This window comes from Streptomyces sp. NBC_00385 (genome assembly GCF_035917155.1).
GTDB classification, from domain to species: Bacteria; Actinomycetota; Actinomycetes; order Streptomycetales; family Streptomycetaceae; genus Streptomyces; species Streptomyces poriferorum.
Genome location: NZ_CP107951.1, coordinates 7,418,423 through 7,441,846 on the forward strand (window position 1 = coordinate 7,418,423; position 23,424 = coordinate 7,441,846).

Sequence of the window (23,424 nt, forward strand, 5' to 3'; positions counted from 1 at the left end):
GCAGGCGTCCCGCACCCGGCGGGGCACCCGCACTACCCAAGCCCGTCCGGCGATTGAGGACGGAACCCCGCACCGGCGGGAACCCCGCACCGGCGGGAACCCCGCACCGGCGGGAACCCCGCACCGGCGGGAACCCGCACCGGCGGGAACCCGCACCCCGCAGGGAACCCGCACCGGCGGGAACCCCGCCTCCGTACCGCGTCAGCAGGCGCCGAGGTCCTGCCAGACACCCCATTCGCCGGTGGATCCGGGCGTCTCACCCTTCGTCCACCACTTGGCCTTCCACTGGTGCGCACCGTGGCTGACGGTTGCCCCGGCCCCGTAGGAGTCCGACGCGTTCCAGGCCGCCGCGGCGCACGTGCCGCCGGTCGGGTCCGGGCTCGGCCCGGTGGTGCCGGTCGGGTCCGGCGACGGTGTGCTGCCGCCCGGCTCGACGACGGTCGTACCGCGGGCCAGGTCGACGGCCAGCGCGTACGACTGCCCCCCGAACGTCACCGTCCAGTTGGACGGTGTGGACGTCGGCAGGTAGTAGACGAAGTCCACCTGCACCGAGGCGCCGGGCGCCAGGCTCTGCCAGGCGGGCAGCTTCAGCGAGACGCGGTTGTAGTCGCCCTTCAGCCCGCCGATGTTGTTCGCGGCGGTGTGGTCGCTGCGCACGATCGTGGTGCCGAAGCCGGACTGGTCCTTGGCGTTGGCGGGTGCCGACGTCGCGTAGTCGAACTGGAACTCCGTACCGCCGGGCAGTGTCGCCTTCGTGTTGTTGGTGATCTTCAGCTTGGGGCTGATCGGGTAGTTGGAGTCACCCAGCGGGAACTGGTCGAAGGACACGTCGATGTCCAGCGCCTGCGTGGGCAGGCCGATGGTGGAGCGCTTCGCCCCGTACGGTCCCGCCGACTTGAAGGTGTCGTACATCGTGGAGGTGAGCGTGGAGCCCGGCTCGTACTGGCCCTTGGCCGCGTTCCAGCCGTAGTCGCCCGCGAGTTCCCAGATCATCGTGCCGCCGATGCCCTTGTCGGCCACGTAGTCCGCCTTGGCCTTCACCGACTGCTCGTCCTCGGTGGAGAGGAAGACCTTCTTCTCGGCGTTCCACAGCCACGGCGCGACGAGCGTCGAGTCGTAGTTGCGGACGTAGGTGCCGGTCAGCTTCGTGTCCGCGGCGAATCCGTAGTCCGTGACGTAGTCGCCGACGACGCCCTTCTCCAGGTTCTTCGCGTGCCACATCGGGTTGGAGCCGGCCGGCGCCTCCTTGCCCGCGGTGTCCTGGTCGTGCCAGAGGTTGTCGATGCCGACGGCACCGTCCCCGCACTTGGTCAGCCCCGCGCCGGCCGGACAGTCGGTGGAAGCCGCCTTGCCCCACAGGCCGTTGGTGCCGCCCTGCACGTTCTTGAAGCCGCGGGTGTAGTACGGCAGCCCGATGTTGATGCGCCCGGACGGCATCGAACCGCGGAAGTAGTGGTAGGCCCAGTCGGTGTTGAGATAGCCGGTCCCGCCGTACTGCGAGGTCGAGTAGACGCTCGCCTGGGCGAGTTCGGCGTCCTTGCCGTCGTCGAACAGGGCGGCGTTCGGGCCGACGTACTCGTTCCAGGCGCCGTGCAGGTCGTACGACATGATGTTGACGTAGTCCAGGTACTTCTGGACCTGGAAGGTCTCCATGCCGCGCAGCAGGTAGCCGGACGAGGGCGCGGCGACGCTGAGCAGGTAGTGCTTGCCGTCGGCTGCCGACGCGCGGTCGAGCTTCTCGCGCAGCGTCTTCATCAGCGCGGCGTAGCTCTTGACCAGACCGGCCCGGCGGGCGTTGGACAGGGTCCAGTCCAGCGGGTTGCCGGCGTCCTTCATGGTGGTCGGGTACTCGTAGTCGATGTCGACGCCGTTGAAGCCGTACTTCTTGATGAAGTCGACCGTCGAGTCGGCGAAGGTGTTGATCCCGGCCTGGTTGACCGAGCCGTCGGCGTTGGTCGCCATCGAGTAGAAGCCGCCGGAGTCGACCCGCTTGCCGCTGTCGTCGAAGTAGCCGCCGGTCTCGGCCCAGCCGCCCACCGACACCATCGTCTTCACGTTCGGGTGCTGCTTCTTGAACTTGTTGAGCAGGTTGAAATGGCCCTTGTAGGGGAGGCCCGGGTCCATTTCCGCACCGGCGACTCCCGGCCACGTCATACCGGTCGAGGCGTTGTCCGGCCCGTCGCCGCCGACCGAGATCTTGTTGGCGCCGTCGACGTGGGCGAACGCGTAGTTGAGGTGGGTGACCTTGTCCCACGGGATGTCGGAGGCGAGGTAGGCGGGCTTGCCGTCCTTGCCGGTCCGCCAGTTGGTGAAGTAGCCGATGACCCGCCGCGGGTGGTCGGCGCCCATCTTCTCGCGGCCCTCGGAGTCGTACACGGAGCAGTACGGGACGGCTACGCCCGGTGTCTCGTAGAGCCCGTCGGGGCGACAGGACTCCTGGTCGGCGGCTTGCGAGGGGGTTGCGGCGAGCGAGCCGATCAGCAGGGCGGCGACACTGGCGCCGGCTGCGAGCAGGGTGGCTCTCGCGCGAGTGGGGGACAGCACGTTCGGTTCCTCCTGGGGAGGTCGGCAGAACACAACTGACAAGGGGGTGGGTCGTGTTGGTTGCCGGGTGTGCGCACACCCGGAACCGCTCCTCGGAGGTGACGCAGAGATTAAGAGGACTAGACCAGTGCGTCAATAGGTCTGGACCAATAGGGTGCGAGTGTCCGAAAAGAGCCCTTGTCACGGCCTGTCTGTGAGCCACTCCACAGCGTTCGCCCGTATGGGTCATGGCCACTCGTGGCACACTGATCGTGTACCAGCAGCAGCGCACTCCGGGGTCGGTGCAATTCCGAACCGGCGGTTATAGTCCGCGACCCGTCCGCATCCAGCGGCCGGTTGACCAGGTGGGATTCCTGGACCGACGGTTAAAGTCCGGATGGGAGGCAGTGCGCGGCGGGCCGTTTCGCGGGTACGCCGCCGTCGGCGGATGGGTTTCGGGCGACCGATCCATCCGTTTTTCGGGCATTCGGCGTCTTCCTGTGCAACGTACCGCTTCATCTGTCGTCATCGACAGGCCCCGGAGTCCGTGCCCGAAGAGGCAGGAGGACCCGGTGGACACCGCAGCCGACACCACCGCCATGCGCCGAGCCGTCACGCTCGCCGCCCGCGGCCTCGGCTCCACCAGCCCCAATCCGGTCGTCGGATGCGTCGTCCTCGACGCGACGGGACACCCCGTCGGCGAGGGCTACCACCAGCGCGCCGGCGGGCCGCACGCCGAGATCCACGCCCTGCGCGCGGCCGGCGAGAAGGCCCGCGGCGGCACCGCCTACGTCACCCTCGAACCCTGCAACCACACCGGCCGCACCGGCCCCTGTGCCCAGGCGCTCGTCGAGGCCGGGATCGCCCGGGTCGTGTACGCGGTCGGCGACCCGAACCCGCAGGCCACCGGCGGTGCGGACACCCTGCGCGCCGCCGGGACCAAGGCCGAGCGGGGCCTGCTCGCGGAGGAGGCCGAAGCGGTCAACGCCGCCTGGCTGACCTCGGTGCGCCTCGGCCGCCCGCACGTCACCTGGAAGTACGCGGCGACCCTGGACGGCCGGATCGCGGCCGCCGACGCCACCAGCCGCTGGATCACCTCCGCGGAGTCCCGTGCCGACGTCCACCGCCTGCGTGCCGAGGCGGACGCGGTCGTGGTCGGCTCCGGCACCGCCCGCACCGACGACCCCCAGCTCGGGGTACGGGGTATCGACGGCGCCGTCCAGCCGCTGAGGGTGGTCGTCGACACCGCCGCCACCGCCGTACGGCCCGGTGCCCGGGTCCTCGACCCCACCGCACCCACCGTGATCGCGGTCGCCGACGACGCCGACGCCCGCCACCTCCCCGCCGAGTCCGTCCTGCGGCTGCCCCGCGCGGCGGGCGGCCCCGGGCTGGACCTTCCCGCACTGCTCGCCGCCCTCCACGGGCGCGGCGTCCGCTCCGTACTCCTCGAAGGCGGCCCGACCCTGGCCGGGGCCTTCGTCGCGGCGGGACTGGTCGACAAGGTCGTCGGCTACCTCGCCCCCGTGCTCCTCGGCGCCGGCCCCGCGGCCCTCGCCGACGCCGGAATCTCCACCATCGCCGAGGCGTTGCGCCTCGATGTGACCGAGACCGAACACATCGGCCCCGATCTGCGCATCACCGCCGTCCCCGGCCCCGCCCGGAAGGAAATCTGAGTGTTCACCGGAATTGTCGAAGAACTGGGTGAGGTCACCGCCGTCGAGAGGCTCGACGACGCCTCCCGATTCCGCCTGCGCGGCCCCGTCGTCACCGAGGGCGCCAAGCACGGTGACTCGATCGCCGTCAACGGTGTCTGCCTGACCGTCGTGGACCTCGGCGAGCACGAGTTCACCGCCGACGTGATGGCCGAGACGCTGAACCGCTCCAGCCTCGGCGCCCTGGCCACCGGCTCCCGGGTGAACCTGGAGCGCCCCATGGCGCTCGGCGGCCGGCTCGGTGGGCACATCGTCCAGGGGCACGTCGACGGCACGGGCCGCATCATCGAACGCAAGATCTCCGAGAACTGGGAGATCGTGAAGATCTCCCTCCCCGCGGACCTCACCCGGTACGTGGTGGAGAAGGGGTCGATCACCGTCGACGGAGTCAGCCTGACCGTCGTGGACGCCGGACCCGACTACTTCACCATCAGCCTCATCCCCACCACCCTCGCCCTGACCACGCTCGGCATCAAGGAGCCCGGCGACCCGGTCAACCTCGAGGTGGACGTCATCGCGAAGTACGTCGAGCGGCTGCTCGGCAACTCCGCGCAGGAGCCCGGGGAGACGGCGAAGTGAGCGCCCTGCACTGGCTGAACTCGGAGGCGTTCACCGTCTTCGACCAGCACATCATCTGGTCCGACATGATCGGCAACACGATCGGTCTGATCGCCCTGACCCTGGGCTGGCTCCGCTCGATCTGGACCTGGCCCGCCCAGCTCCTGTCCGGCGTCGTGCTGGTCGCCGCCAACGTCTCCGTCCATCAGGCGGGCAGCGTCGGCAAGCAGCTGGTCGTCATCGCCGTCGCGGTGTGGGGCTGGCAGCAGTGGACCCGGGGCCGGCAGCAGGCCCAGGACGGTTCCATCGCCGTACGGTTCGCCACCTGGCGCGAGCGCGGCTACCTGCTCGGCGGCGCCGCCCTCGGCACCCTCGCGGTCGGTGGCCTGTTCACCGCGTTCCCCTCGCTCTCGTGGAGCCCGTGGGCGGACGCGTACATATTCGCCGGCACGCTCGTGGCGATGCTCGCCCAGGCGCGCGGCATGGTCGAGTTCTGGTTCGCCTGGCTCCTCGTCGACCTGGTCGGCGTCCCGCTCAACTTCCACAGCGGGCTCGCCTTCTCCGGTCTCATCTACGTCGTCTACGGGGCCCTCGTCCTGTGGGGCATGCGCGACTGGTGGCTGCGTACGCGGACACCCGCTCTGGAAGGAGCCACGGCATGACTGCCCAGCCCACCTGGTTGCACCGCGATCACGACGCACCCGTCGAGGACCTCTCCCTCGACCCCGTCGAGCAGGCCATCCGTGACATCGCCGCAGGCCGGCCCGTCGTGGTCGTCGACGACGAGGACCGGGAGAACGAGGGCGACCTCGTCATCGCGGCCGAGAAGGCCACGCCCGAGATCGTCGCCTTCATGATGAGCGAGTGCCGCGGACTCATCTGCGCGCCCATGGAGAACGACGAGCTGGAACGGCTCGAACTGCCGCAGATGGTCGTGCACAACACCGAGTCGATGAAGACCGCCTTCACCGTCTCCGTCGACGCCTCGGCCGCACACGGCGTGAGCACCGGCATCTCCGCCGCCGACCGGGCCGCCACGCTCCGGCTGCTCGCGGGCGGCACGGCAGGACCGGGCGACTTCGTGCGCCCCGGCCACATCTTCCCGCTGCGCGCCCGCTCCGGCGGGGTCCTCGTGCGCAACGGCCACACCGAGGCCGCCGTCGACCTCGCCCGGCTGGCCGGACTGCGGCCCGCCGGGGCCATCGTCGAGATCGCCGGGGAGGACGGCGTCATGCTGCGCCTGCCCCAGTTGGTGCCGTTCGCCCGCAAGCACGGACTGACGATCATCTCCATCGAGGACCTGATCGCGTACCGCCGTACCTCCGAGCCCACCGTCCGCCGTGAGGCCGAGGTGCGGCTGCCGACCGACTTCGGCGCGTTCACCGCGTACGGCTACCGCTCCACCGTGGACGGCGTCGAGCACGTCGCCCTGGTCCACGGCGACATCGGGACCGGCGAGGACGTTCTCGTCCGGGTCCACTCCGAGTGCCTGACCGGCGACATCTTCCGGTCCCAGCGCTGCGACTGCGGCCCCCAGCTGCAGGCCTCGATGCGGCGCATCACGGAGGAGGGCCGCGGCGTCGTGGTCTATCTGCGCGGCCACGAGGGCCGCGGCATCGGACTGCTGTCCAAGCTGCGCGCGTACGAACTCCAGGAGCGCGGCGTCGACACCCTCGACGCCAACCTGGAGCTCGGCCTGCCCGCCGACGCCCGGGACTACGCGGCCGGCGCCCAGATCCTCAAGGACCTCGGCGTCCACAGCCTTCGGCTCATGACGAACAACCCGGAGAAGACCGCCGCCGTCCTGCGGCACGGCCTGGCCGTCACCGGCCGGGAGCCGATGCCCGTCCAGGCGGGCGAGCACAACCTGCGCTACCTGCGCACCAAGCGCGACCGCATGGGGCACGACCTGCCCTGGCTCGACGCCGCCACCGCGTCGACCTGCGGCAACCAGTAACACACCAGCACATATCCGGAACGAAGTAGGAGAGACATGAGCGGCAAGGGCGCACCCGAACTGTCCGTACGCAACTGCGGTGACCTGCGCGTCGCCGTCGTCGCGGCGCAGTGGCACGAGAAGGTGATGGACGGACTCGTCGACGGTGCACTGCGCGCGCTGCACGAGCTGGGCATCGACGAGCCGACCCTGCTGCGGGTCCCCGGCAGCTTCGAGCTCCCGGTCGTCGCGAAGGTGCTGGCCGGCCGCGGTTACGACGCGATCGTCGCCCTCGGCGTGATCATTCGCGGAGGCACCCCGCACTTCGAATACGTGTCCCACGGTGTCACCCTCGGCCTCACCCAGGTCGCCGTGGACACCGGTGTCCCCGTCGGCTTCGGTGTCCTCACCTGCGACACGGAGGAGCAGGCACTCGACCGGGCCGGCCTGGACGGGTCCAACGAGGACAAGGGGCACGAAGCGGTCACCGCCGCCGTGGCCACCGCCACCACACTGCGCTCGGTCAGCGAACCCTGGCGCTGAGTGCGGGTCCGGGACCCCGTATTCTTAAGGACATCATGGCGAACAAAACCTTCGAAGAGCTCTTCGCCGAGCTGCAGCTCAAGGCCGCCAACGGCGACCCCTCCACCTCCCGTACCGCCGAACTGGTGGACAAGGGCGTGCATGCCATCGGCAAGAAGGTCGTCGAGGAGGCCGCCGAAGTCTGGATGGCCGCCGAGCACGAGAGCAAGGACGCAGCCGCCGAGGAGATCTCGCAACTGCTCTACCACGTCCAGGTGATGATGGTCGCGCGCGGAATCTCCCTCGACGACGTCTACGCCCACCTCTGAGCACGACCTCCTCACCCGCCCGACGTTCCCGACCTCTTTCGCAAAGGAAACCCGACCTCATGCTGCGCATCGCCGTCCCCAACAAGGGTGCTATCTCCGGGCCTGCGATGGCGATGCTCCATGAGGCGGGCTACAAGCAGCGCAAGGAGTCCAAGGAGCTCGTCCTCGTCGACCCCGAGAACCAGGTCGAGTTCTTCTACCTGCGCCCGCGCGACATCGCGATCTACGTGAGCTCGGGCCGCCTCGACATCGGCATCACCGGCCGCGACCTGCTGCTGGACTCCGGTGCCGACGCCGAGGAGATCCTCCAGCTCGGCTTCGCCCGCTCCACCTTCCGCTACGCCACCAAGCCCGGCACCGCCGCCGGGCCCCAGGACTTCGACGGCATGACGATCGCCACCTCCTACGAGGGCATCGTCGCCAAGCACCTGGCCGACACCGGCGTCAACGCCTCCGTCGTCCACCTCGACGGTGCCGTCGAGACCGCCATCGAGCTCGGCGTCGCCCAGATCATCGCCGACGTCGTCGAGACCGGCACCAGCATGCGCAACGCCGGACTCGAAGTCATCGGTGAGCCGATCATGAAGTCGGAAGCGGTCGTCATCCGCCGCACCGGCGCCGCCGTCGACGATCCCAAGGTCCAGCAGTTCCTGCGCCGCCTCCAGGGCGTCCTGGTGGCCCGCAGCTACGTGATGATGGACTACGACTGCCGCGTCGAGCACCTGGAACGCGCCGTGGCCCTCACCCCGGGCCTGGAGTCGCCGACCATCTCCCCGCTGCACCACGAGGGCTGGGTCGCCGTCCGCTCCATGGTCGCCTCCAAGGAGGCGCAGCGGATCATGGACGACCTGTACGACCTCGGCGCCCGCGCCATCCTCACCACGGCCATCCACGCCTGCCGCCTCTGACGGCGGGACACGGAAGAAGACCATGCCAGCCCCCGCACTCCCCGCCCTTCCGGTCACCTTCCGGCCCACCCGGACCCGGGTGGTCCTGCTGACCGTCGGGGCGGCGATGTTCGCCGTCATCACCGCCGTCGCCTTCACCCTGGAACAGCTCAGCGGGGGAGAGCGGGTCAGCTTCGTCTTCACCGCGCTGCTCTTCTTCGGCGTCCTGGCGCTGCTCAGCCGCCCCCGGATCGTGGCGGACGACAGCGGGGTGACGGTCGTCAACCTCACCCGTACCAGGCGGCTGTCCTGGGCGGAGATCGTGCGCGTCAACCTGCGCGCCGGCGACCCGTGGGTCTTCCTCGACCTCAGCGACGGGACCAGCATGCCCGCTCTCGGCATCCAGCCCGGAATCGCCAAGGAGCAGGCCATCCGCGACGCCCGAACGCTCCGCGCCCTCGCCGAGAACCACGGCACCGGCACGGACAACCGCTGAGCCCCCTGCCTCGTACGGCCTCTCGTTGATTACTCTGGAGGGCGGCGGCGCCCTGTGCGCCCCGCCCCGCACCAGAGGCCTCCGAGGCCCGCGGGGCTTTCCTGCGACCCAAGGAGTGACTCCCTCCAGCAATGGACGGATCGTCCGGTAGTACCTGCGCCGCCCCTTCTGCGGAGGCGGCGGTATGACCACCCCCCTGCTGCTTCTCGGTGCGGCATTCCTTCTCATCCTCGCCAACGGATTCTTCGTGGCAGCCGAATTCGGGCTCGTCACCGTGGAACGGGCGGACGCCGAGCGCGCCGCCGCCGAGGGCGACCGACGGGCCCGAACCGTCGTCGACGCCCTGCGTGAACTCTCCTTCCAGCTCTCCGGCACCCAGCTCGGCATCACGATCACCTCACTGGTGGTCGGCATGCTCGCCGAGCCGGCGCTCGCCCAGCTGCTGGAGGGCCCGCTCTCCGTGACCGGTCTGCCCGACGGTGCCGTCCCCGGCATCAGCGTGGTCATCGGCATGCTGCTCGCGGCCGCCGTCCAGATGGTCATCGGCGAGCTCGTGCCGAAGAACTGGGCGGTCTCCAAGCCGCTCCAGGTCGCACGGTTCGTCGCCGGGCCCCAGCAGGGGTTCACCCGGGTCTTCCGCCCGGTGATCGGCCTGCTGAACACCGCCGCCAACCGGCTGGTGCGGCTCTTCGGAGTCGAACCGACCGATGAGCTGGCATCCGCCCGCACACCGGGAGAGCTGGTCTCCCTCGCGCGGCACTCGGCGGAGGCCGGCACCCTCGAACAGGACACCGCGGACCTCTTCGTACGGACGCTGTCGCTCGCCGGGCTCACCGCCCAGCACGTGATGACCCCGCGCGTGAAGGTCAGCGCCCTCCAGTCCTCCGCGACCGCGCAGGACGTCCTCAACCTCACCCGCGCCACCGGCCTGTCCCGCTTTCCCGTCTACCGGGAGCGCATCGACGAGGTCGTCGGCATGATCCACCTCAAGGACGCGCTCGCCGTCCCCGCCCGGGACCGCCTGCGTACCCCCGCCGGCCGGATCGCCGTGCCGCCGCTCCTGGTGCCCGAGACCCTGCCCGTGGAGCAGCTGCTCCAGCGGCTGCGCAACGAGCAGCCGATCGCCGTCGTGGTCGACGAGTACGGCGGCACCGCCGGAGTCGTCACGCTGGAGGACATCATCGAGGAGCTCGTCGGCGAGGTGCGCGACGAGCACGACGCCGAAGGCGCCGACCGTCCCGAGCTGGCCGCCGCCGCCCCCGAGGACGGGCGCCCCGCCTGGGACGCCGAAGGCAGCTGCCGGGTACTGACCCTGCGCCGCATAGGCCTCGACGTACCCGACGGCCCCTACGAGACCGTCGCCGGACTGGTCGCCGACCTGCTGGGCCGGATCCCCGCCCCCGGCGACCGGACCGAACTGCCCGGCTGGCGGATCGCCGTCCGCCAGGTCGGCCACTACCGGGCCGAGAAGGTCCGCTTCGTGCGCCTGGCCGACTCACCCGCACCGGCCGCCGCGCCGCGGGCGTCCCGCCGGGTCCTGGAGGCAGCGCGATGAGCCTCGTCCAGTTGCTCTTCGCCGGACTTCTCGTCCTGGCGAACGGCTTCTTCGTGGGGGCGGAGTTCGCCCTCGTCTCGGTGCGCCGCAGCCAGATCGAACCCCTTGCGGCAGCCGGGTCGAGCCGGGCCCGCCAGGTGCTGTACGGCCTGGAGAACCTGCCGCAGATGATGGCGGCCGCCCAGTTCGGCATCACCATCTGCTCGCTGACCCTCGGTGCCGTCGCGGAACCGACCGTCGCCCGTCTGCTGGAGCCGGTCTTCCACGCGGCGCACCTGCCCGAGGGCATGATCCACCCGCTCGGCTTCGTGCTGGCGCTGGTCCTCGTCGTCTTCCTCCACCTCGTCATCGGCGAGATGGTCCCGAAGAACCTGGCGATGGCGGCTCCGGAGAAGACCTCGCTGTGGCTCAGCCCCGGCCTCGTCGGCTTCGCCCGGCTCTGCCGGCCGGTCACCTCGGCGCTGGGCGCTTGTGCCCGGCTGGTACTCCGGCTCTTCGGTGTCGAGCCGAAGGACGAGGTGGAGGCCGTCTTCACCAGCGAGCAGCTCAACCGCCTCGTCGAGGACTCCGGGCAGGCCGGACTCCTGGAGCCGGAGGCGCAGGAACGGCTGGAGGACGCCCTGGAGCTCGGCAGCAGGCCCGTCACCGATGTGCTCCTCCGCAGGGCGGCCCTGGTGACGGTGGACCCCTCCGTCACCCCGCGCCGGATCGAGGAGCTCACCGTACGGACCGGCTACTCGCGCTTCCCCGTCTGCGCGGAGGGCGGCGGCCCCTTCATGGGCTACCTGCACGTCAAGGACGTCCTCGACCTGGAGGACGGCGAGCGGGCCGTCCCGCAGCACGTGTGGCGCCCGATGGCCACCGTGCGGGCCGAGCTGCCCCTGGACGACGCCCTGACCGTGATGCGCCGCGCGGCGACGCATCTGGCCCAGGTCGCCGACGCGTCGGGCCGGATACTCGGCCTGGTCGCCATGGAGGACGTACTGGAAATGCTGGTCGGAGAGGTACGGGACCCGGCCCACCGGGTCTCGGAGCCGCGCCGCACCGAGGAGCGGCAGACCGGCTCGGACGAACTGTCCGCCCTGGTCGGCTAGCCCCTTTCGGCCGGATCGGACCGGCAGGAACCGCCTCACACCTCGGGCGGCTCCTGCCGGCCCCGGCCCACCGGTCCCCGTCCGGACAGCACCTCGCCGTAGGCCTGCATCAGGTCCGGCAGCCGCAGCGTCGCCAGATCGTCCCGCGTCGGCACCGTCGAGTACCCCGAGAGCCGCAGATCGCGGTAGGCGCAGCTCTTCTCGTACAGCGTGCGCAGAAAGCGGCCGTTGCCGAGCTCGTCGAGCCAGCCCTGGCCGACGACGTGGCCGCTGATGGACCGCAGCTCCTCCAGCGACTCCTCGTCCCAGGCGTCCCCGTTCTCGGCCGCCAGCACCTCACCGATGGAGGTGAGCTCCAGCGGCCGGTAGCTGGGGAAGTCCACCCGTGTGGTGAAGCGCGAGGAGAGCCCGGGGTTGGTCGACAACAGCCGGTCCATGCCCTCCGGATAGCCGGCCAGGATGACGACGAGATGGTCCCGGTTGTCCTCCGCGCGCTTGAGGAGGACCTGCAGAGCCTCGTCGCCGTACGCGTCGCCCTTGCTGTATCCGGTGTTGGAGAGGCTGTACGCCTCGTCGACGAAGAGCACCCCGCCGAGCGCCGAGTCGATCAGCTCGTTGGCCTTCACCGCCGTCTGCCCCAGGAACTCGCCCACCAGGTCCGCCCGCTGGGCCTCGACCAGATGGTCCCCGCCGAGCAGGCCCAGCGCGTAGAACACCCGGCCGAGGATCCGCGCCACCGTGGTCTTGCCGGTCCCGGACGGACCCGAGAAGACGAAATGCCGCTTCGGCGGCTGCACGGGCAGCCCCTGGCCCGCCCGCAGCCTTGCCATGTTCAGCTGCGCCGACAACGCCTTGACCTGCCGCTTCACCGGTTCCAGGCCGACCATCCGCTCCAGCTCCGCCAGCGCCTCGGCGAGCAGCACGGGGTCGCTCGGCCCGGCCGGGAACGACTGCGGCGCGGGCTGACCGGGGACCGCGGTCTTCTGCCGGGCCCCGCCCGGTGGCGGTGACACGTCGATGCCCGGCAGGTCCTGCGGTTCGACGCCGGGCCGCAGCTCCCTGCCGTCCACCAGATCGGTGCCCAGCAGTGAATCGCCGTCCGGCTGCGTCTCCGTGAACGTACCGTCGGCGCCCAGACCGGTCAGCGAGACGGCGGCCAGGCCGGATGCCTCCTCGGAGCCGTCCAGCCCGTCGTAGTCCGCGATCGCGGCCAGCCGCGCCGAGGTGTCCATGAACGCCGGGTCGATCCGGTGGACCGCCCGGTACAGGGGCAGCGCGGCAGCGCTGCGGCCGGTGCCCTCGTGCGCGCGTGCCAGCCAGTAGCGCAGCTCCTTGCGCTGGGGCTGTTCGCTGCGGCAGCGCATCAGCGCGGTGGACAACAGGGGTTCGGCCTGCCCGTACATCTCCAGCCGCACCCGCGCCATCCCGCCGAAGAGCCCTGCTTCGATGCCCAGCAGCGGATCGTCGATCAGGTGCTCCGTATGGCGTACGAGCTGCTCCCAGTCCTTGACGAGATAGGAACGGCAGGCGTGCAGGAAGCGGACCTGCGGATCGGCGTCCACCGGCGGCAGGCCGGCCAGTGCCCGGTCGAGATCCGGCACATGGCGGCCGTCCAGCCAGTGCGAGGCGTGCGCGAGCAGCAGGTCGCGCGGGCTCTCCAGCACCGGCTGCACCCACCAGCCCAGCCAGTACCAGGAATTGAGTGTGCGTCGGTAGCGCCCGCGCTGATCGCCGAAGCGGTCGCGGTGGCGGTACATGTGCAGCAGTGCCGTCGTCGTGTCGACCCTCAGCGCATGGAGGCCGAGCCAGGCGTCCGCCATGGTGGGATCGAGGCGCACCGCAGCTCTGAACTCCTCCTCGGCCTGCGGATACGCGCCCATCGTGTAGGCGTCCACGCCGCGCAGCCACGCGAGGTCGGCCGGGGCCTGTGCGCCCTGCGTGCCGATGTCCATCAGGTCCCCCACAAACCGTGCCCCCAGGATGTCCCGCCGCACGACAGCCCGCCGAGGCGCGCCGAATCACTGTGCCATGGACGGGAATTGACCGCACCGAGAGGCATCGTACCTGCGCAGGGAGTGTGCGACTAAGGGCGCCGCAGGCCGAAGACCGGACGTGACCCACGGTGAGCGGAATGGGGCGCGTGGGGCCGGAAGTCGGTGTCGGGCACAGAACGAAGCCCCCGATCACGGGGGAACAACCGGGGGCTTCGCGTCTGCGGGGGCTCCGAAAAGCCGCACATTGAGAACGTAAGACCTGTACCGCCCCCGGGTCAAGCAGAGTTGAGGCACTTCGGGTCCGATTTCCGACTGCTCAGTATGGCGGCGCAGGGTGATCACTTTGGGTGACGGAATGGTTCATTCCTGCTGCCGGAGGGGCTCACTCCAGCCACTCGTACCCCACAGGCAACTGGCGTACCAGAGCATCGGCCCAGGGGCGTGAGGGATCGGCCGAGAAATGAGCCGCTTCGGCCGCGGTCCAGCCGTCCCAGAAGGCGCTCAGGGCCGGCCCGTCCCGCCGTCGGCCCCGCTCCCAGGACTCCGCAGCCGGCAGGTCCATCCACAACAGATGGGCGAGAGCGGGGCGCAGGGCCCGCCGCCCCGCGCCGACACCCTCGATCAGCACCAGCGGGGCGGGCGCCAGCGTGCGCGGCGGCCCGAAGTCGCGCGCCGTCCAGTCGTACGGCGCGTACCGGGCGGTCTCGCCGCGCGACAGCGGGCCGGTCACCTGCTCCCGCAGCCGGCCGGTCCAGTCGAACAGTTCGTCGTGCGTGGCCAGATCGTCCAGATGCAGCACGGGGACGTCGCCGAGGGCCGCCGCGAGCCGGGCGGCGAAGGTGCTCTTGCCGGATCCCGCGTGGCCGTCGACGCCGATCAGCCGGACCGGCCCGCAGGACGGCGCCAGGGTGCGCAGCCGTGCGGCGAGGCGCGAGAGGTCGTTCATGGCGCCAGCCTACGAGCCGGTGGCCGGTGCGCGGCAGCCGCAGGTCACGCCAGTGGTCCACACCAATATTGGTTCTTCGGCACGAGCCGAATCGCTGGCCGAACCGGGGGACGACCGGCAATAGTTGGCGCACTGTCGTGCACCCGCCGCACCATTCCGCTTACGACCGGGGGTCTCGCCCATGCCCAGTCCGACCTCACGCAGAACCGTGCTCACCGCCGCGATCGCCGCAGCGGCCGGCGCCGGAGCGGTGTCGTCCGCCGCTTCCGCCTCGGCGGCGGCTCCCTCCCGTACCCGGCCCGACGCACCTTCGGCGGCCCCATCCGTGGACAACCGTTTCTGGACGACGTACACCGACTGGCGCTGCGGCTCCGGCGCCGGGACCCGTGCCGTCGCGGGCCGCCGCGCGGGCCTGGTCATCGGGCACCCGCTCGGCCGTACCGACTACACCGACCCGCACACCGGCACCACCGCGGCGTGGGAGTACGCCACCTGGACCTCGCCGGTCCACCGTTCCACCGTCCCGGCCACCGAGGTGATCGCGTCCTGGAACGCCGACACGCCCGCCGGCACCTGGATCCAGATCGAACTGCGCGGCGGCTACTCGGACGGTACGGAGACCCCCTGGTACGTCATGGGCCGCTGGGCCGCGGGCGACGGTGACATCCGCCGTACCTCCGTCGACGACCAGACCGACGGCAAGAGCTCCATCTGGACCGACACCTTCTCGGTCGACGACGCGACCGGCGGCCTGCGCCTGCTGTCCTACCGGCTGCGGCTGACCCTCTACCGAAGCCCGGGCACCCGTCTCACGCCCACGGTGTGGCGCATCGGCGCGATGGCGTCGGACATCCCCGACCGCTTCACCGTGCCCGCCTCCGTCCCCGGCCTCGCCCGGGAGCTGCCGGTGCCGCGCTACTCGCAGAACGTGCACGTGGGGCAGTACCCCGAGTACGACAACGGCGGTGAGGCGTGGTGCAGCCCCACCTCCTCGCAGATGATCATCGAGTACTGGGGGCGCAAGCCCTCCGCCGAGGACCTCGCCTGGGTCAAGCCGGAGCTGGAGGACCCGCAGGTCTGCCACGCGGCGCGCTTCACGTACGACAACCAGTACGAGGGCTGCGGGAACTGGCCCTTCAACGCCGCCTACGCGGCGACGTACGAGGACATGAACGCAGTGGTGACCCGGCTCGGCTCGCTGCGGGACCTGGAGACGCTGGTCGGGGCCGGCATCCCCGTCATAACGTCGCAGTCGTTCCTCAAGACGGAGCTGACCGGTGCGGGCTACGGCACCTCCGGCCACCTGATGACGGTGATCGGCTTCACCGAGGACGGCGACGTGATCGCCAACGACCCGGCGTCGCCGAGCAACGAGGCGGTGCGCCATGTCTATCTGCGGCACGAGTGGGAGACGATCTGGCTCCGCACCAAGCGGTACGACGCGAACGGACAGGTCAGAAGCGGTACGGGCGGGGTCTGTTACCTCTACTGGCCCGCCCGGCCGACAGCGGGCCAGCGCCGCGCGCTGCGGTCGCTGGGCCTGGTGTGAGCATCTGCGGCCCCTTGGCCTGACGACGGCCTCCTGCCGCTGCCCGGTGCGCGGACCGCGACCGGGGTGACCGGGCCGCCCGGGGCCCGGTCACCCGGGCAGGTGCTGCCCGACGGCGCGTTCCAGGACCGGCAGGCGCGCGCACGCGCGGCAGGCGCGGACCGAGCCGGCCATCCAGCCGTGCGAGGCGGCGGCCAGTGCGCCGGCGAGCGCTGTCAGCGGCCAGTTCGTGGCCAGGGCGGAGGCGGTGGCGAGGGCGAGTGCGGCGACGGCCATGGACACGCTGGCGGTCGTGCCCGCCCACCCCACCATGCGCGTACTGGCGTCGGCCGACGGATCGGCCGCTCCGGTCGCGCCGCCTCCGCCGCCGAGCAGGCTGGCCATGCTCACCGGTGTCTTCAACCTGCTGTGGACGGTCGTCGTGATCCTGATGATCGTCCGTCCCGGCTCCACGACGGGTGCGTGATGGGCGTGCGTACCCTGCGGGCCGCGGCCGCCGTCGAGGCCGTCTCCCTCCTTGTCCTGCTGGCCAACGTGTTCACCGTCCACGCCGAGCCGGTCACCTCGCTCTGCGGGCCGCTCCACGGCACGGCCTACCTCGTCGCCATCGCGATGACCTGGGTGGCCCCGGGCGCCGCTTCCTCGCGTGCCAGGTGGCTTGCCCCGACCCCGGGATTCGGTGCGATGTTCGCCCTGCGGCGCCTTCGCGGCGCAGCCGATGGAGCTGTCTGCGCGCCTGGGTAGCCGGTGTGGTGTCGGGCACAGGCGGCGTCCGCTGCCTGTACCCACCCGCCCGTCCGGCAGCCGCCCAGCGGCGGGCCGGGCGGCCGTCGGCATCCTCTGGCGCGGCCCTGCCGGTCCCGGGGCCGTGACGCAGATCTCTACCCCGGTGGCCCGTCGGGCTGGCACTGTGGTCGGGTCCTCGGGGGACAACGACTGCCGGCCGACCGAACGAGATGCCATGACCGCGACTTCCGCCGCAACCACCACCCATGCCCGCCGCCGCGCACGGACCGGCGGGCCCGACGACGGCTCCAAGCTGCTGGAGAACGTCCTGGGCTGGACGCTTGTCGTCGTCATCGCCATGTTCGTCACGCAGCTCGGCCTCATGTGACCCGCGTCCGGCCCCGGACGTGACGGAGGCGGGGAGCCCGCCCGGCTCCCCGCCTCGTCATGCCCGCCGCGACGACGTCAGTCGATCGCCTTGATCAGCTCGCCGTTCGTGGTGTCACCGCTGAGCTCCCAGAAGAAGGTGCCGCCGAGGCCCTGCTGGTTCTTGTACGCCATCTTGGTGCCGATGGTGGCCGGGGTGTCGTAGCTCCACCAGTTGGTGCCGCAGTGCGCGTACGCCGTACCGGCGACGGTGCCGGTCGTGGGGCAGCTGTTCTTGAGCACCTTGTAGTCCTCGATGCCCGCCTCGTACGTGCCGGGGGCCGCGCCGGTCGCCGTGCCGCCCGGCTCGTCCTGGGTGACGCCGGTCCAGCCGCGGCCGTAGAAGCCGATGCCGAGCAGCATCTTGGAGGCCGGGACGCCCTGTGCCTTCAGCTTGTCGATGGCCGCCTCGCTGTTGAAGCCCTCCTTCGGGATGCCCGTGTAGGACGTCAGCGGGGAGTGCGGGGCCGTCGGACCCTTCGCGTCCCAGGCGCCGAAGAAGTCGTACGTCATCGGGTTGTACCAGTCGACGTACTTCGACGCGCCGCCGTAGTCGACCGCGTCGAGCTTGCCGCCCTCGGAACCGTCCGCGCTGATCGCCGAGGTGACCAGGCTGTCCGCGCCGAACTCGGTGCGCAGTGCCGACAGCAGGTTGCCGTAGGCGTCACGGCCGCTGGTGTCGCAGGTCAGTCCGCAGGCGTTGGGGTACTCCCAGTCGATGTCGATGCCGTCGAAGACGTCGGCCCAGCGCGGATCCTCCACCAGGCTGTGGCAGGACTCGGCGAACGCGGCCGGGTTCTTGGCCGCCTCACCGAACCCGCCGGACCAGGTCCAGCCGCCGAACGACCAGATGATCTTGAGCTCAGGGTGCAGCTTCTTCAGCTTGCGCAGCTGGTTGAAGTTGCCGCGCAGTTCCTGGTCCCAGGTGTCCGCGACCCCGTCGACCGACTGGTCCGCCGTATAGGCCTTCTCGTAGTCGGCGTACGAGTCGCCGATCGTGCACTTACCGCCCTGGACGTTGCCGAAGGCGTAGTTGATGTGGGTGAGCTTGTCGGCCGAGCCGGAGGTCTCGATGTTCTTTACGTGGTAATTGCGCTGGTAGACACCCCAGTTGGTGAAGTATCCGACCACCTTGCTGCCGGCCGCTGTGGGGGCGGCCGGTGCTGCTGCCGGTACGGCGGCCTGCTGGGCGGCGGGGGCCGCTCCGGCGGACCCGGTGCCCGCGACGCCGAGCAGGGCGGCGCCCAGGGCGGCGGTACAGGCGGCGGCTGCGAGGGCCCGGAGGCGGGCCCGCGGGCGGTGAAGTCCGGTCATGGTTGCTCCTCGTGGGGGAGGGGACGTGCCAGTGGACGGCCGGCCTTCCGGCGTACGTGCAGATTTGGCATGAACGCGGAAAGTCGGTTCGCCGAAACCGTAGATGGACTAGACCAGTTGGGTCAATGGTTCGGACCAATTTCCGTGATCGTCCCGGCGGCCCGCACCGCTTTTCGGGCGTGTTCCGTCAACCGGTGACGGATACCGTCCGATCGGGCATACTCAACCCGCCACAGCCGCCTGCCTGCGCCTCTCGTAATCCGGGAGGGCAACATCGGCTGGGCAGCAGTGTTTTCCGGGCATCGTCCGGAGATCCCCCGGCGGCGCCGCTCACACCCCGCGCGTGCGACCGCCGCAACGCCCGACAGGGAGGAGAGCGCCGTCATGTCCGACCGTGCCCTGCAATCGGTGGAACGCCGTCTGCCCACCGAGGAGTCCAGGCAACTCGTCGCGCTCGTCCGCGACATCGCCCAGCGGGAGATCGTGCCGCGGGCCGCCGAGGAGGAGGACGCGGGCCGTTTCCCGCGCGAGATCTTCACCCTGCTCTCCGAGTCCGGCCTGCTCGGCCTGCCCTACGACTCCGCCCACGGCGGCGGGGACCAGCCGTACGAGGTCTACCTCCAGGTCCTCGAAGAACTCGCCGCCGCCCGGCTCACCGTCGGACTCGGCGTCAGCGTCCACTCCCTCGCCTGCCACGCGGTCGCCGGCTACGGCACCAAGGACCAGCAGGCCGACCACCTCCCGGCGATGCTCTCGGGAGGCCTGCTGGGCGCCTACTGCCTTTCGGAGCCCGCCTCGGGCTCCGACGCCGCCTCGCTGCGTACCAAGGCCGTACGGGACGGTGAGGACTGGGTCATCACCGGCACCAAGGCCTGGATCACCCACGGCGGCATCGCCGACTTCTACACGGTCCTGGCCCGCACCGGCGTCGACGGCCCCCGCGGCATCACCGCCTTCCTCGTCCCGGGCGACGCCACGGGCCTGAGCGCGGCCGTGCCCGAGAAGAAGATGGGGATGAAGGGCTCGCCCACCGCGCAGCTGCACTTCGACGGCGTGCGGGTCCCCGACGCGCGCCGGATCGGTGACGAGGGGCAGGGCTTCGCGATCGCCCTGTCCGCGCTCGACTCCGGCCGGCTGGGCATCGCCTCCTGTGCCATCGGCGTGGCGCAGGCCGCCATGAACGAGGCCGTCGCCTACGCCACCGGGCGCCGGCAGTTCGGCCGCCCCATCGCCGACTTCCAGGGGCTGCGTTTCATGCTCGCCGACATGGCCACCCAGATCGAGGCGGGCCGGGCGCTCTACCTGGAGGCGGCCCGGCTGCGCGACGCGGGAAGCCCCTTCTCGCGGCAGGCGGCCATGGCCAAGCTCTTCTGCACGGACGCCGCGATGCGGGTCACCATCGACGCCGTCCAGGTACTCGGCGGATACGGCTACACGCTGGACTTCCCCGTCGAGCGGCTGATGCGCGAGGCGAAGGTGCTGCAGATCGTCGAGGGCACCAACCAGATCCAGCGGATGGTCATCGCCCGCCACCTCGCGGGTCCTGAGACGCGCTGACCCGCAGCGGACGGTCCGCCCACACCGGCGTCGTCATGATCCGGTTCCACTCCTGGTCGTGGCGGCCCGGCAGCGTCCTGCCGGTGCTCTCCCAGTGCCGGAGCAGCGCCCGGTAGATGGGCGGATCGGTCGAGTGGGGCCCGGATCGCGGTGCCGGGCGGGGCGTCTGCGACGGCGCCGCCGGGGCAGGGGATTGCGGAACCGATTCTTCGGAGGCCGGAGCGGCGAGACGGCGACGACCGGGGCCGGCCGTGGAATGCAGCAGGGTCATGCCGGGCCAACGGTACGGAGCCGGGCCGGGTCACTGCCCGGCCGATTCGAGCGCCTGTTCGTCAGGTCCTCTCGGCGTGCCGCACCGGGCCGGAGCGGCTGCGGACCGCCCGCATCGCCGCGCTCCGGCCGGGGCGTGGTGCGGGCGGTCCGTCCCGGCGCCCTCGGGGTCCGACCGGTGGATCAGGGCGGACGGGCCCCAGGGCGCGGCGGTCTCAGGCGGCGTCGCGGCGCAGCTGGTGGGGCACCCGGAGCGGGTGCGAGCCGGCACCCCCGGCGTGCGAGAACGGCTGCATCCTCCAGTCGAGCCCCTGGGGGAGCGTCAGCAGCAGGGCCGTCTCCTGCTCCTGGGCCTCCGCCGACTCGTCGGCGGGCCGGGCCCCGGAGGCGGCGCGGCCGGTTCCGGCGCACACCGTCAGGACGAACGGGTTCCACGGAGTGGGGCACAGTGCGTGCTCCGGCAGTACGTCCTCGTCCGCCAGGAGCGCGATGGGCTGCGCACAGTCCGGGCAGACGACCCGGTACATCTCGAACGTGTCGTACGCGTCGGGAGCGGTGTCCTCGAAAGGATCAACAGGCTCCGGTTCGGTACGTCCGGTGAGCTTCAGGCTCTGCATGGGAAATTCCCCCCTCGGGTGGGCCGACAAGGCGCCGCGGCCTCGACCACAGCAAGCACTTCCCGTCGCACATACGCCGTAACCGTGAGGGCCCCGGCTACCGGTGCGTAAACCTGTGGCATTCGTCACATGCCGCTCGCAGGTGCCCTTCACCGCCCTCCACGGCTGTGCCTGGAGGGCCAGTGGCCATAGATTGATCCATATGGAGGAGCTGGACCGACAAATCGTGGAGTTGCTCGTCAAGGACGGGCGGATGAGCTACACCGACCTGGGCAAGGCCACCGGCCTGTCCACCTCGGCCGTTCATCAGCGCGTCCGCAGGCTGGAGCAGCGCGGGGTGATCCGGGGCTATGCCGCGGTCGTCGACCCCGAGGCCGTCGGGCTGCCCCTGACCGCGTTCATCTCGGTGAAGCCGTTCGACCCGAGTGCGCCGGACGACATCGCGGACCGGCTCGCCGGCGTCCCGGAACTGGAGGCCTGCCACAGCGTCGCGGGCGACGAGAACTACATTCTCAAGGTGCGGGTCGCGACCCCGCGGGAGCTGGAGCACCTGCTCACCCGGATCCGTACGCTCGCCGGCGTGTCCACCCGTACCACCGTCGTCCTCTCCACGGCCTACGAGGCGCGCCCGCCGCAGATCTGACGCGCGCCCGCCGCCGCGGGTCGCGGGTGGGGCCGAAAGGGGGGTCGCGCACGGCGCGGGCCCCGGCAGGCGGGAGACTGGTCCTCATGACCGAGAGCACCGCCCCCCAGAGCGAACACCGCACCGTGCTGCTGCGCGGTGGAGACGTCCACAGCCCCGCCGACCCCTTCGCGACCGCCATGGTGGTCGAACGGGGTCATGTCGCCTGGGTGGGTTCCGAAGGGGCCGCCGACGCCTTCGCGAGCGGCGTCGACGACGTGATCGACCTCGACGGGGCCCTGGTCACCCCCGCGTTCACCGACGCGCACGTCCACACCACGTCGACCGGTCTGGCCCTCACCGGCCTCGACCTCTCCGGCGCGGGCACCCTCACCGAGGCCCTCGGCCTCGTACGGTCGTACGTGGCGGCGCACCCCGCCGACCGGGTGGTCCTGGGGCACGGCTGGGACGCCACGCGCTGGCCCGAGCAGCGCCCGCCCACGCGCGGCGAGCTGGACGAGGCGGCGGGCGGGCGGGCGGTCTATCTGCCCCGGATCGACGTGCATTCGGCGGTCGTCACCACCGCGCTGCTCGATCTCGTCCCCCAGGCCGCCTCCCTGGCCGGCTACCGGCCCGACGCGCCGCTGACGGGCGCCGCACACCACGCCGTGCGCGCCGCCGCCCACGGCGCCGTCTCGCCGCGGCAGCGTGCCGACGCCCAGCGTGCCGCGCTGGCGCACGCGGCGTCCCTCGGAATCGGAACGGTCCACGAGTGCGGCGGCCCGGACATCTCCGACGAGGAGGACTTCACCGCGCTGCTGAAGCTGGCGGCCGGGGAGCCGGGGCCGCGCGTCTTCGGCTACTGGGCCGAACAGGTCGGCGGCGAGAAGGACGCCCGGCGCATCAGGGAGCTCGGGGCGGTGGGCGCGGCGGGAGACCTCTTCGTCGACGGGTCGCTCGGCTCCCACACCGCCTGCCTCCACGAGCCGTACGCCGACGCGCCGGTCGCGGGCGCCACCCATCTGGATGCCGGGCAGATCGCCGCCCATGTCGCGGCCTGTACCGAGGCCGGTCTCCAGGCAGGCTTCCACGCCATCGGCGACGCGGCGCTCACCGCCGTCGTCGACGGCGTCAGGGCGGCGGCCGGGAAGGTCGGCCTCGGCCGGGTCCGGGCCGCCAGGCACCGCATCGAGCACGCCGAGATGCTCACCCCCGAGACCGTCGCCGCGTTCGCCGAGCTGGGCCTCACCGCCTCGGTCCAGCCCGCCTTCGATGCCGCCTGGGGCGGTGAGGAGGGCATGTACGCCCGCAGGCTGGGCGCCGGGCGGGCGAGGACCCTCAACCCGTACGCGGCGCTCCTGCGGGCCGGTGTGCCCCTTGCGTTCGGCTCCGACAGCCCGGTGACCCCGCTGGACCCGTGGGGGACGGTGCGGGCCGCCGCGTTCCACCGGACGCCCGAGCACCGGATCTCGGTACGGGCGGGCTTCACCGCCCACACCAGGGGTGGCTGGAGGGCGGTCGGGCGAGACGACGCGGGCACCCTGGTGCCCGGCGCGCCGGCCGACTACGCGATCTGGCGCACCGAGGAGCTGGTGGTCCAGGCCCCGGACGACCGGGTGGCGCGCTGGTCGACGGACCCCCGGTCGGGCACGCCGGGTCTGCCCGACCTCAGCCCCGGTGCCGAACTCCCGGTCTGCCTGCGCACCGTTGTCTTCGGACAAACTGTCTACGTACGGCCGAACGAGTGACGTGCGGACATTTCGTACCGCCGATCGAAGGCGCCCCCGTTCT

General features: G+C 71.3%; 21 protein-coding genes, 2 pseudogenes and 1 riboswitch. Of the genes and pseudogenes, 17 read left to right on the plus strand and 6 right to left on the minus strand.

The window, feature by feature from the left end; all coding sequences use genetic code 11:
* Positions 1-201: 201 nt before the first annotated feature.
* Positions 202-2,544 carry a chitinase C-terminal domain-containing protein gene (locus tag OG959_RS33080; protein ID WP_326664397.1) on the minus strand — a complete coding sequence of 781 codons (2,343 nt, stop codon included), beginning with the start codon at positions 2,542-2,544 and terminating at the stop codon, positions 202-204.
* Between the two features lie 263 nt (positions 2,545-2,807).
* Positions 2,808-2,938, plus strand: a riboswitch (FMN riboswitch).
* Positions 2,939-3,095: 157 nt separating this feature from the next.
* Between OG959_RS33080 and ribD the strand changes: the two genes are divergently transcribed.
* From ribD to OG959_RS33130, 10 genes are all read left to right on the plus strand, one after another.
* The gene (gene ribD, locus OG959_RS33085) at positions 3,096-4,196 is read left to right on the plus strand and encodes a bifunctional diaminohydroxyphosphoribosylaminopyrimidine deaminase/5-amino-6-(5-phosphoribosylamino)uracil reductase RibD (RefSeq protein ID WP_326664399.1); all 1,101 of its coding nucleotides are present in this window, start codon (positions 3,096-3,098) and stop codon (positions 4,194-4,196) included.
* Positions 4,197-4,814 carry a riboflavin synthase gene (locus OG959_RS33090; protein WP_326664401.1) on the plus strand — a complete coding sequence of 206 codons (618 nt, stop codon included), beginning with the start codon at positions 4,197-4,199 and terminating at the stop codon, positions 4,812-4,814.
* On the plus strand, positions 4,811-5,455 hold the full coding sequence (locus OG959_RS33095; RefSeq protein WP_219573224.1) for a nicotinamide mononucleotide transporter family protein: 645 nt from the start codon (positions 4,811-4,813) through the stop codon (positions 5,453-5,455). Before OG959_RS33090 ends, OG959_RS33095 begins: the two co-directional genes overlap by 4 nt.
* Positions 5,452-6,750 (plus strand): bifunctional 3,4-dihydroxy-2-butanone-4-phosphate synthase/GTP cyclohydrolase II, encoded by a 1,299-nt coding sequence (locus tag OG959_RS33100; protein WP_326664404.1) that lies wholly within the window; start codon positions 5,452-5,454, stop codon positions 6,748-6,750. The genes OG959_RS33095 and OG959_RS33100 overlap by 4 nt, the downstream gene beginning before the upstream one ends.
* 36 nt (positions 6,751-6,786) lie before the next feature.
* Positions 6,787-7,272 carry a 6,7-dimethyl-8-ribityllumazine synthase gene (ribH, locus tag OG959_RS33105; protein ID WP_219573226.1) on the plus strand — a complete coding sequence of 162 codons (486 nt, stop codon included), beginning with the start codon at positions 6,787-6,789 and terminating at the stop codon, positions 7,270-7,272.
* A gap of 35 nt (positions 7,273-7,307) precedes the next feature.
* Positions 7,308-7,580 (plus strand): phosphoribosyl-ATP diphosphatase, encoded by a 273-nt coding sequence (locus OG959_RS33110; protein ID WP_018524273.1) that lies wholly within the window; start codon positions 7,308-7,310, stop codon positions 7,578-7,580.
* 59 nt (positions 7,581-7,639) lie between these two features.
* Entirely contained in the window at positions 7,640-8,488 is an 849-nt protein-coding gene (hisG, locus tag OG959_RS33115; protein ID WP_219573227.1) for an ATP phosphoribosyltransferase, read from the plus strand.
* Positions 8,489-8,510: 22 nt separating this feature from the next.
* Positions 8,511-8,963 (plus strand): PH domain-containing protein, encoded by a 453-nt coding sequence (locus OG959_RS33120; protein WP_326664405.1) that lies wholly within the window; start codon positions 8,511-8,513, stop codon positions 8,961-8,963.
* Positions 8,964-9,147: 184 nt separating this feature from the next.
* Positions 9,148-10,518: a hemolysin family protein gene (locus OG959_RS33125; protein WP_326664406.1), complete on the plus strand. Its 1,371-nt coding sequence runs from the start codon at positions 9,148-9,150 to the stop codon at positions 10,516-10,518.
* Positions 10,515-11,612, plus strand: coding sequence for a hemolysin family protein (locus OG959_RS33130; RefSeq protein WP_326664407.1), 1,098 nt, complete (start codon positions 10,515-10,517; stop codon positions 11,610-11,612). The genes OG959_RS33125 and OG959_RS33130 overlap by 4 nt, the downstream gene beginning before the upstream one ends.
* A gap of 35 nt (positions 11,613-11,647) precedes the next feature.
* On the opposite strand, the gene OG959_RS33135 is transcribed toward OG959_RS33130, so the two are convergent.
* Positions 11,648-13,564: an AAA family ATPase gene (locus OG959_RS33135; protein ID WP_326664408.1), complete on the minus strand. Its 1,917-nt coding sequence runs from the start codon at positions 13,562-13,564 to the stop codon at positions 11,648-11,650.
* 358 nt (positions 13,565-13,922) lie between these two features.
* A pseudogene (locus tag OG959_RS33140) lies at positions 13,923-14,552 on the minus strand (uridine kinase family protein).
* A 181-nt stretch (positions 14,553-14,733) separates the two neighbouring features.
* Between OG959_RS33140 and OG959_RS33145 the strand changes: the two are divergent.
* Positions 14,734-16,101 carry a peptidase C39 family protein gene (locus OG959_RS33145; protein ID WP_326664411.1) on the plus strand — a complete coding sequence of 456 codons (1,368 nt, stop codon included), beginning with the start codon at positions 14,734-14,736 and terminating at the stop codon, positions 16,099-16,101.
* A gap of 90 nt (positions 16,102-16,191) precedes the next feature.
* On the opposite strand, the pseudogene OG959_RS33150 reads toward OG959_RS33145, so the two are convergent.
* A pseudogene (locus OG959_RS33150) lies at positions 16,192-16,410 on the minus strand (hypothetical protein); the annotation flags it as partial.
* Between OG959_RS33150 and OG959_RS33155 the strand changes: the two are divergent.
* The 3 genes from OG959_RS33155 to OG959_RS33165 all read left to right on the plus strand — a co-directional run bounded on the left by OG959_RS33155 (position 16,376) and on the right by OG959_RS33165 (position 17,215).
* The gene (locus OG959_RS33155) at positions 16,376-16,567 is read left to right on the plus strand and encodes a hypothetical protein (protein WP_326666864.1); all 192 of its coding nucleotides are present in this window, start codon (positions 16,376-16,378) and stop codon (positions 16,565-16,567) included. The pseudogene OG959_RS33150 and the gene OG959_RS33155 overlap by 35 nt on opposite strands.
* Positions 16,567-16,845 (plus strand): DUF3817 domain-containing protein, encoded by a 279-nt coding sequence (locus OG959_RS33160; RefSeq protein WP_326664412.1) that lies wholly within the window; start codon positions 16,567-16,569, stop codon positions 16,843-16,845. Before OG959_RS33155 ends, OG959_RS33160 begins: the two co-directional genes overlap by 1 nt.
* A 217-nt stretch (positions 16,846-17,062) precedes the next feature.
* Positions 17,063-17,215: an SCO1431 family membrane protein gene (locus OG959_RS33165; RefSeq protein ID WP_326664413.1), complete on the plus strand. Its 153-nt coding sequence runs from the start codon at positions 17,063-17,065 to the stop codon at positions 17,213-17,215.
* Positions 17,216-17,292: 77 nt separating this feature from the next.
* Here the strand turns inward: OG959_RS33165 and OG959_RS33170 are convergent, their stop codons facing one another.
* Positions 17,293-18,567 (minus strand): glycoside hydrolase family 18 protein, encoded by a 1,275-nt coding sequence (locus tag OG959_RS33170; RefSeq protein ID WP_326664414.1) that lies wholly within the window; start codon positions 18,565-18,567, stop codon positions 17,293-17,295.
* A gap of 384 nt (positions 18,568-18,951) precedes the next feature.
* On the opposite strand from OG959_RS33170, the gene OG959_RS33175 reads away from it, so the two are divergent.
* Positions 18,952-20,124 (plus strand): acyl-CoA dehydrogenase family protein, encoded by a 1,173-nt coding sequence (locus tag OG959_RS33175; protein WP_326664415.1) that lies wholly within the window; start codon positions 18,952-18,954, stop codon positions 20,122-20,124.
* Positions 20,125-20,609: 485 nt separating this feature from the next.
* On the opposite strand, the gene OG959_RS33180 is transcribed toward OG959_RS33175, so the two are convergent.
* On the minus strand, positions 20,610-21,011 hold the full coding sequence (locus OG959_RS33180) for a hypothetical protein (RefSeq protein ID WP_219571226.1): 402 nt from the start codon (positions 21,009-21,011) through the stop codon (positions 20,610-20,612).
* Positions 21,012-21,213: 202 nt separating this feature from the next.
* On the opposite strand from OG959_RS33180, the gene OG959_RS33185 reads away from it, so the two are divergent.
* The gene (locus OG959_RS33185) at positions 21,214-21,654 is read left to right on the plus strand and encodes an Lrp/AsnC family transcriptional regulator (protein ID WP_219571227.1); all 441 of its coding nucleotides are present in this window, start codon (positions 21,214-21,216) and stop codon (positions 21,652-21,654) included.
* Between the two features lie 86 nt (positions 21,655-21,740).
* Positions 21,741-23,381: an amidohydrolase gene (locus tag OG959_RS33190; RefSeq protein WP_326664416.1), complete on the plus strand. Its 1,641-nt coding sequence runs from the start codon at positions 21,741-21,743 to the stop codon at positions 23,379-23,381.
* The last annotated feature ends 43 nt before the right edge of the window (positions 23,382-23,424 follow it).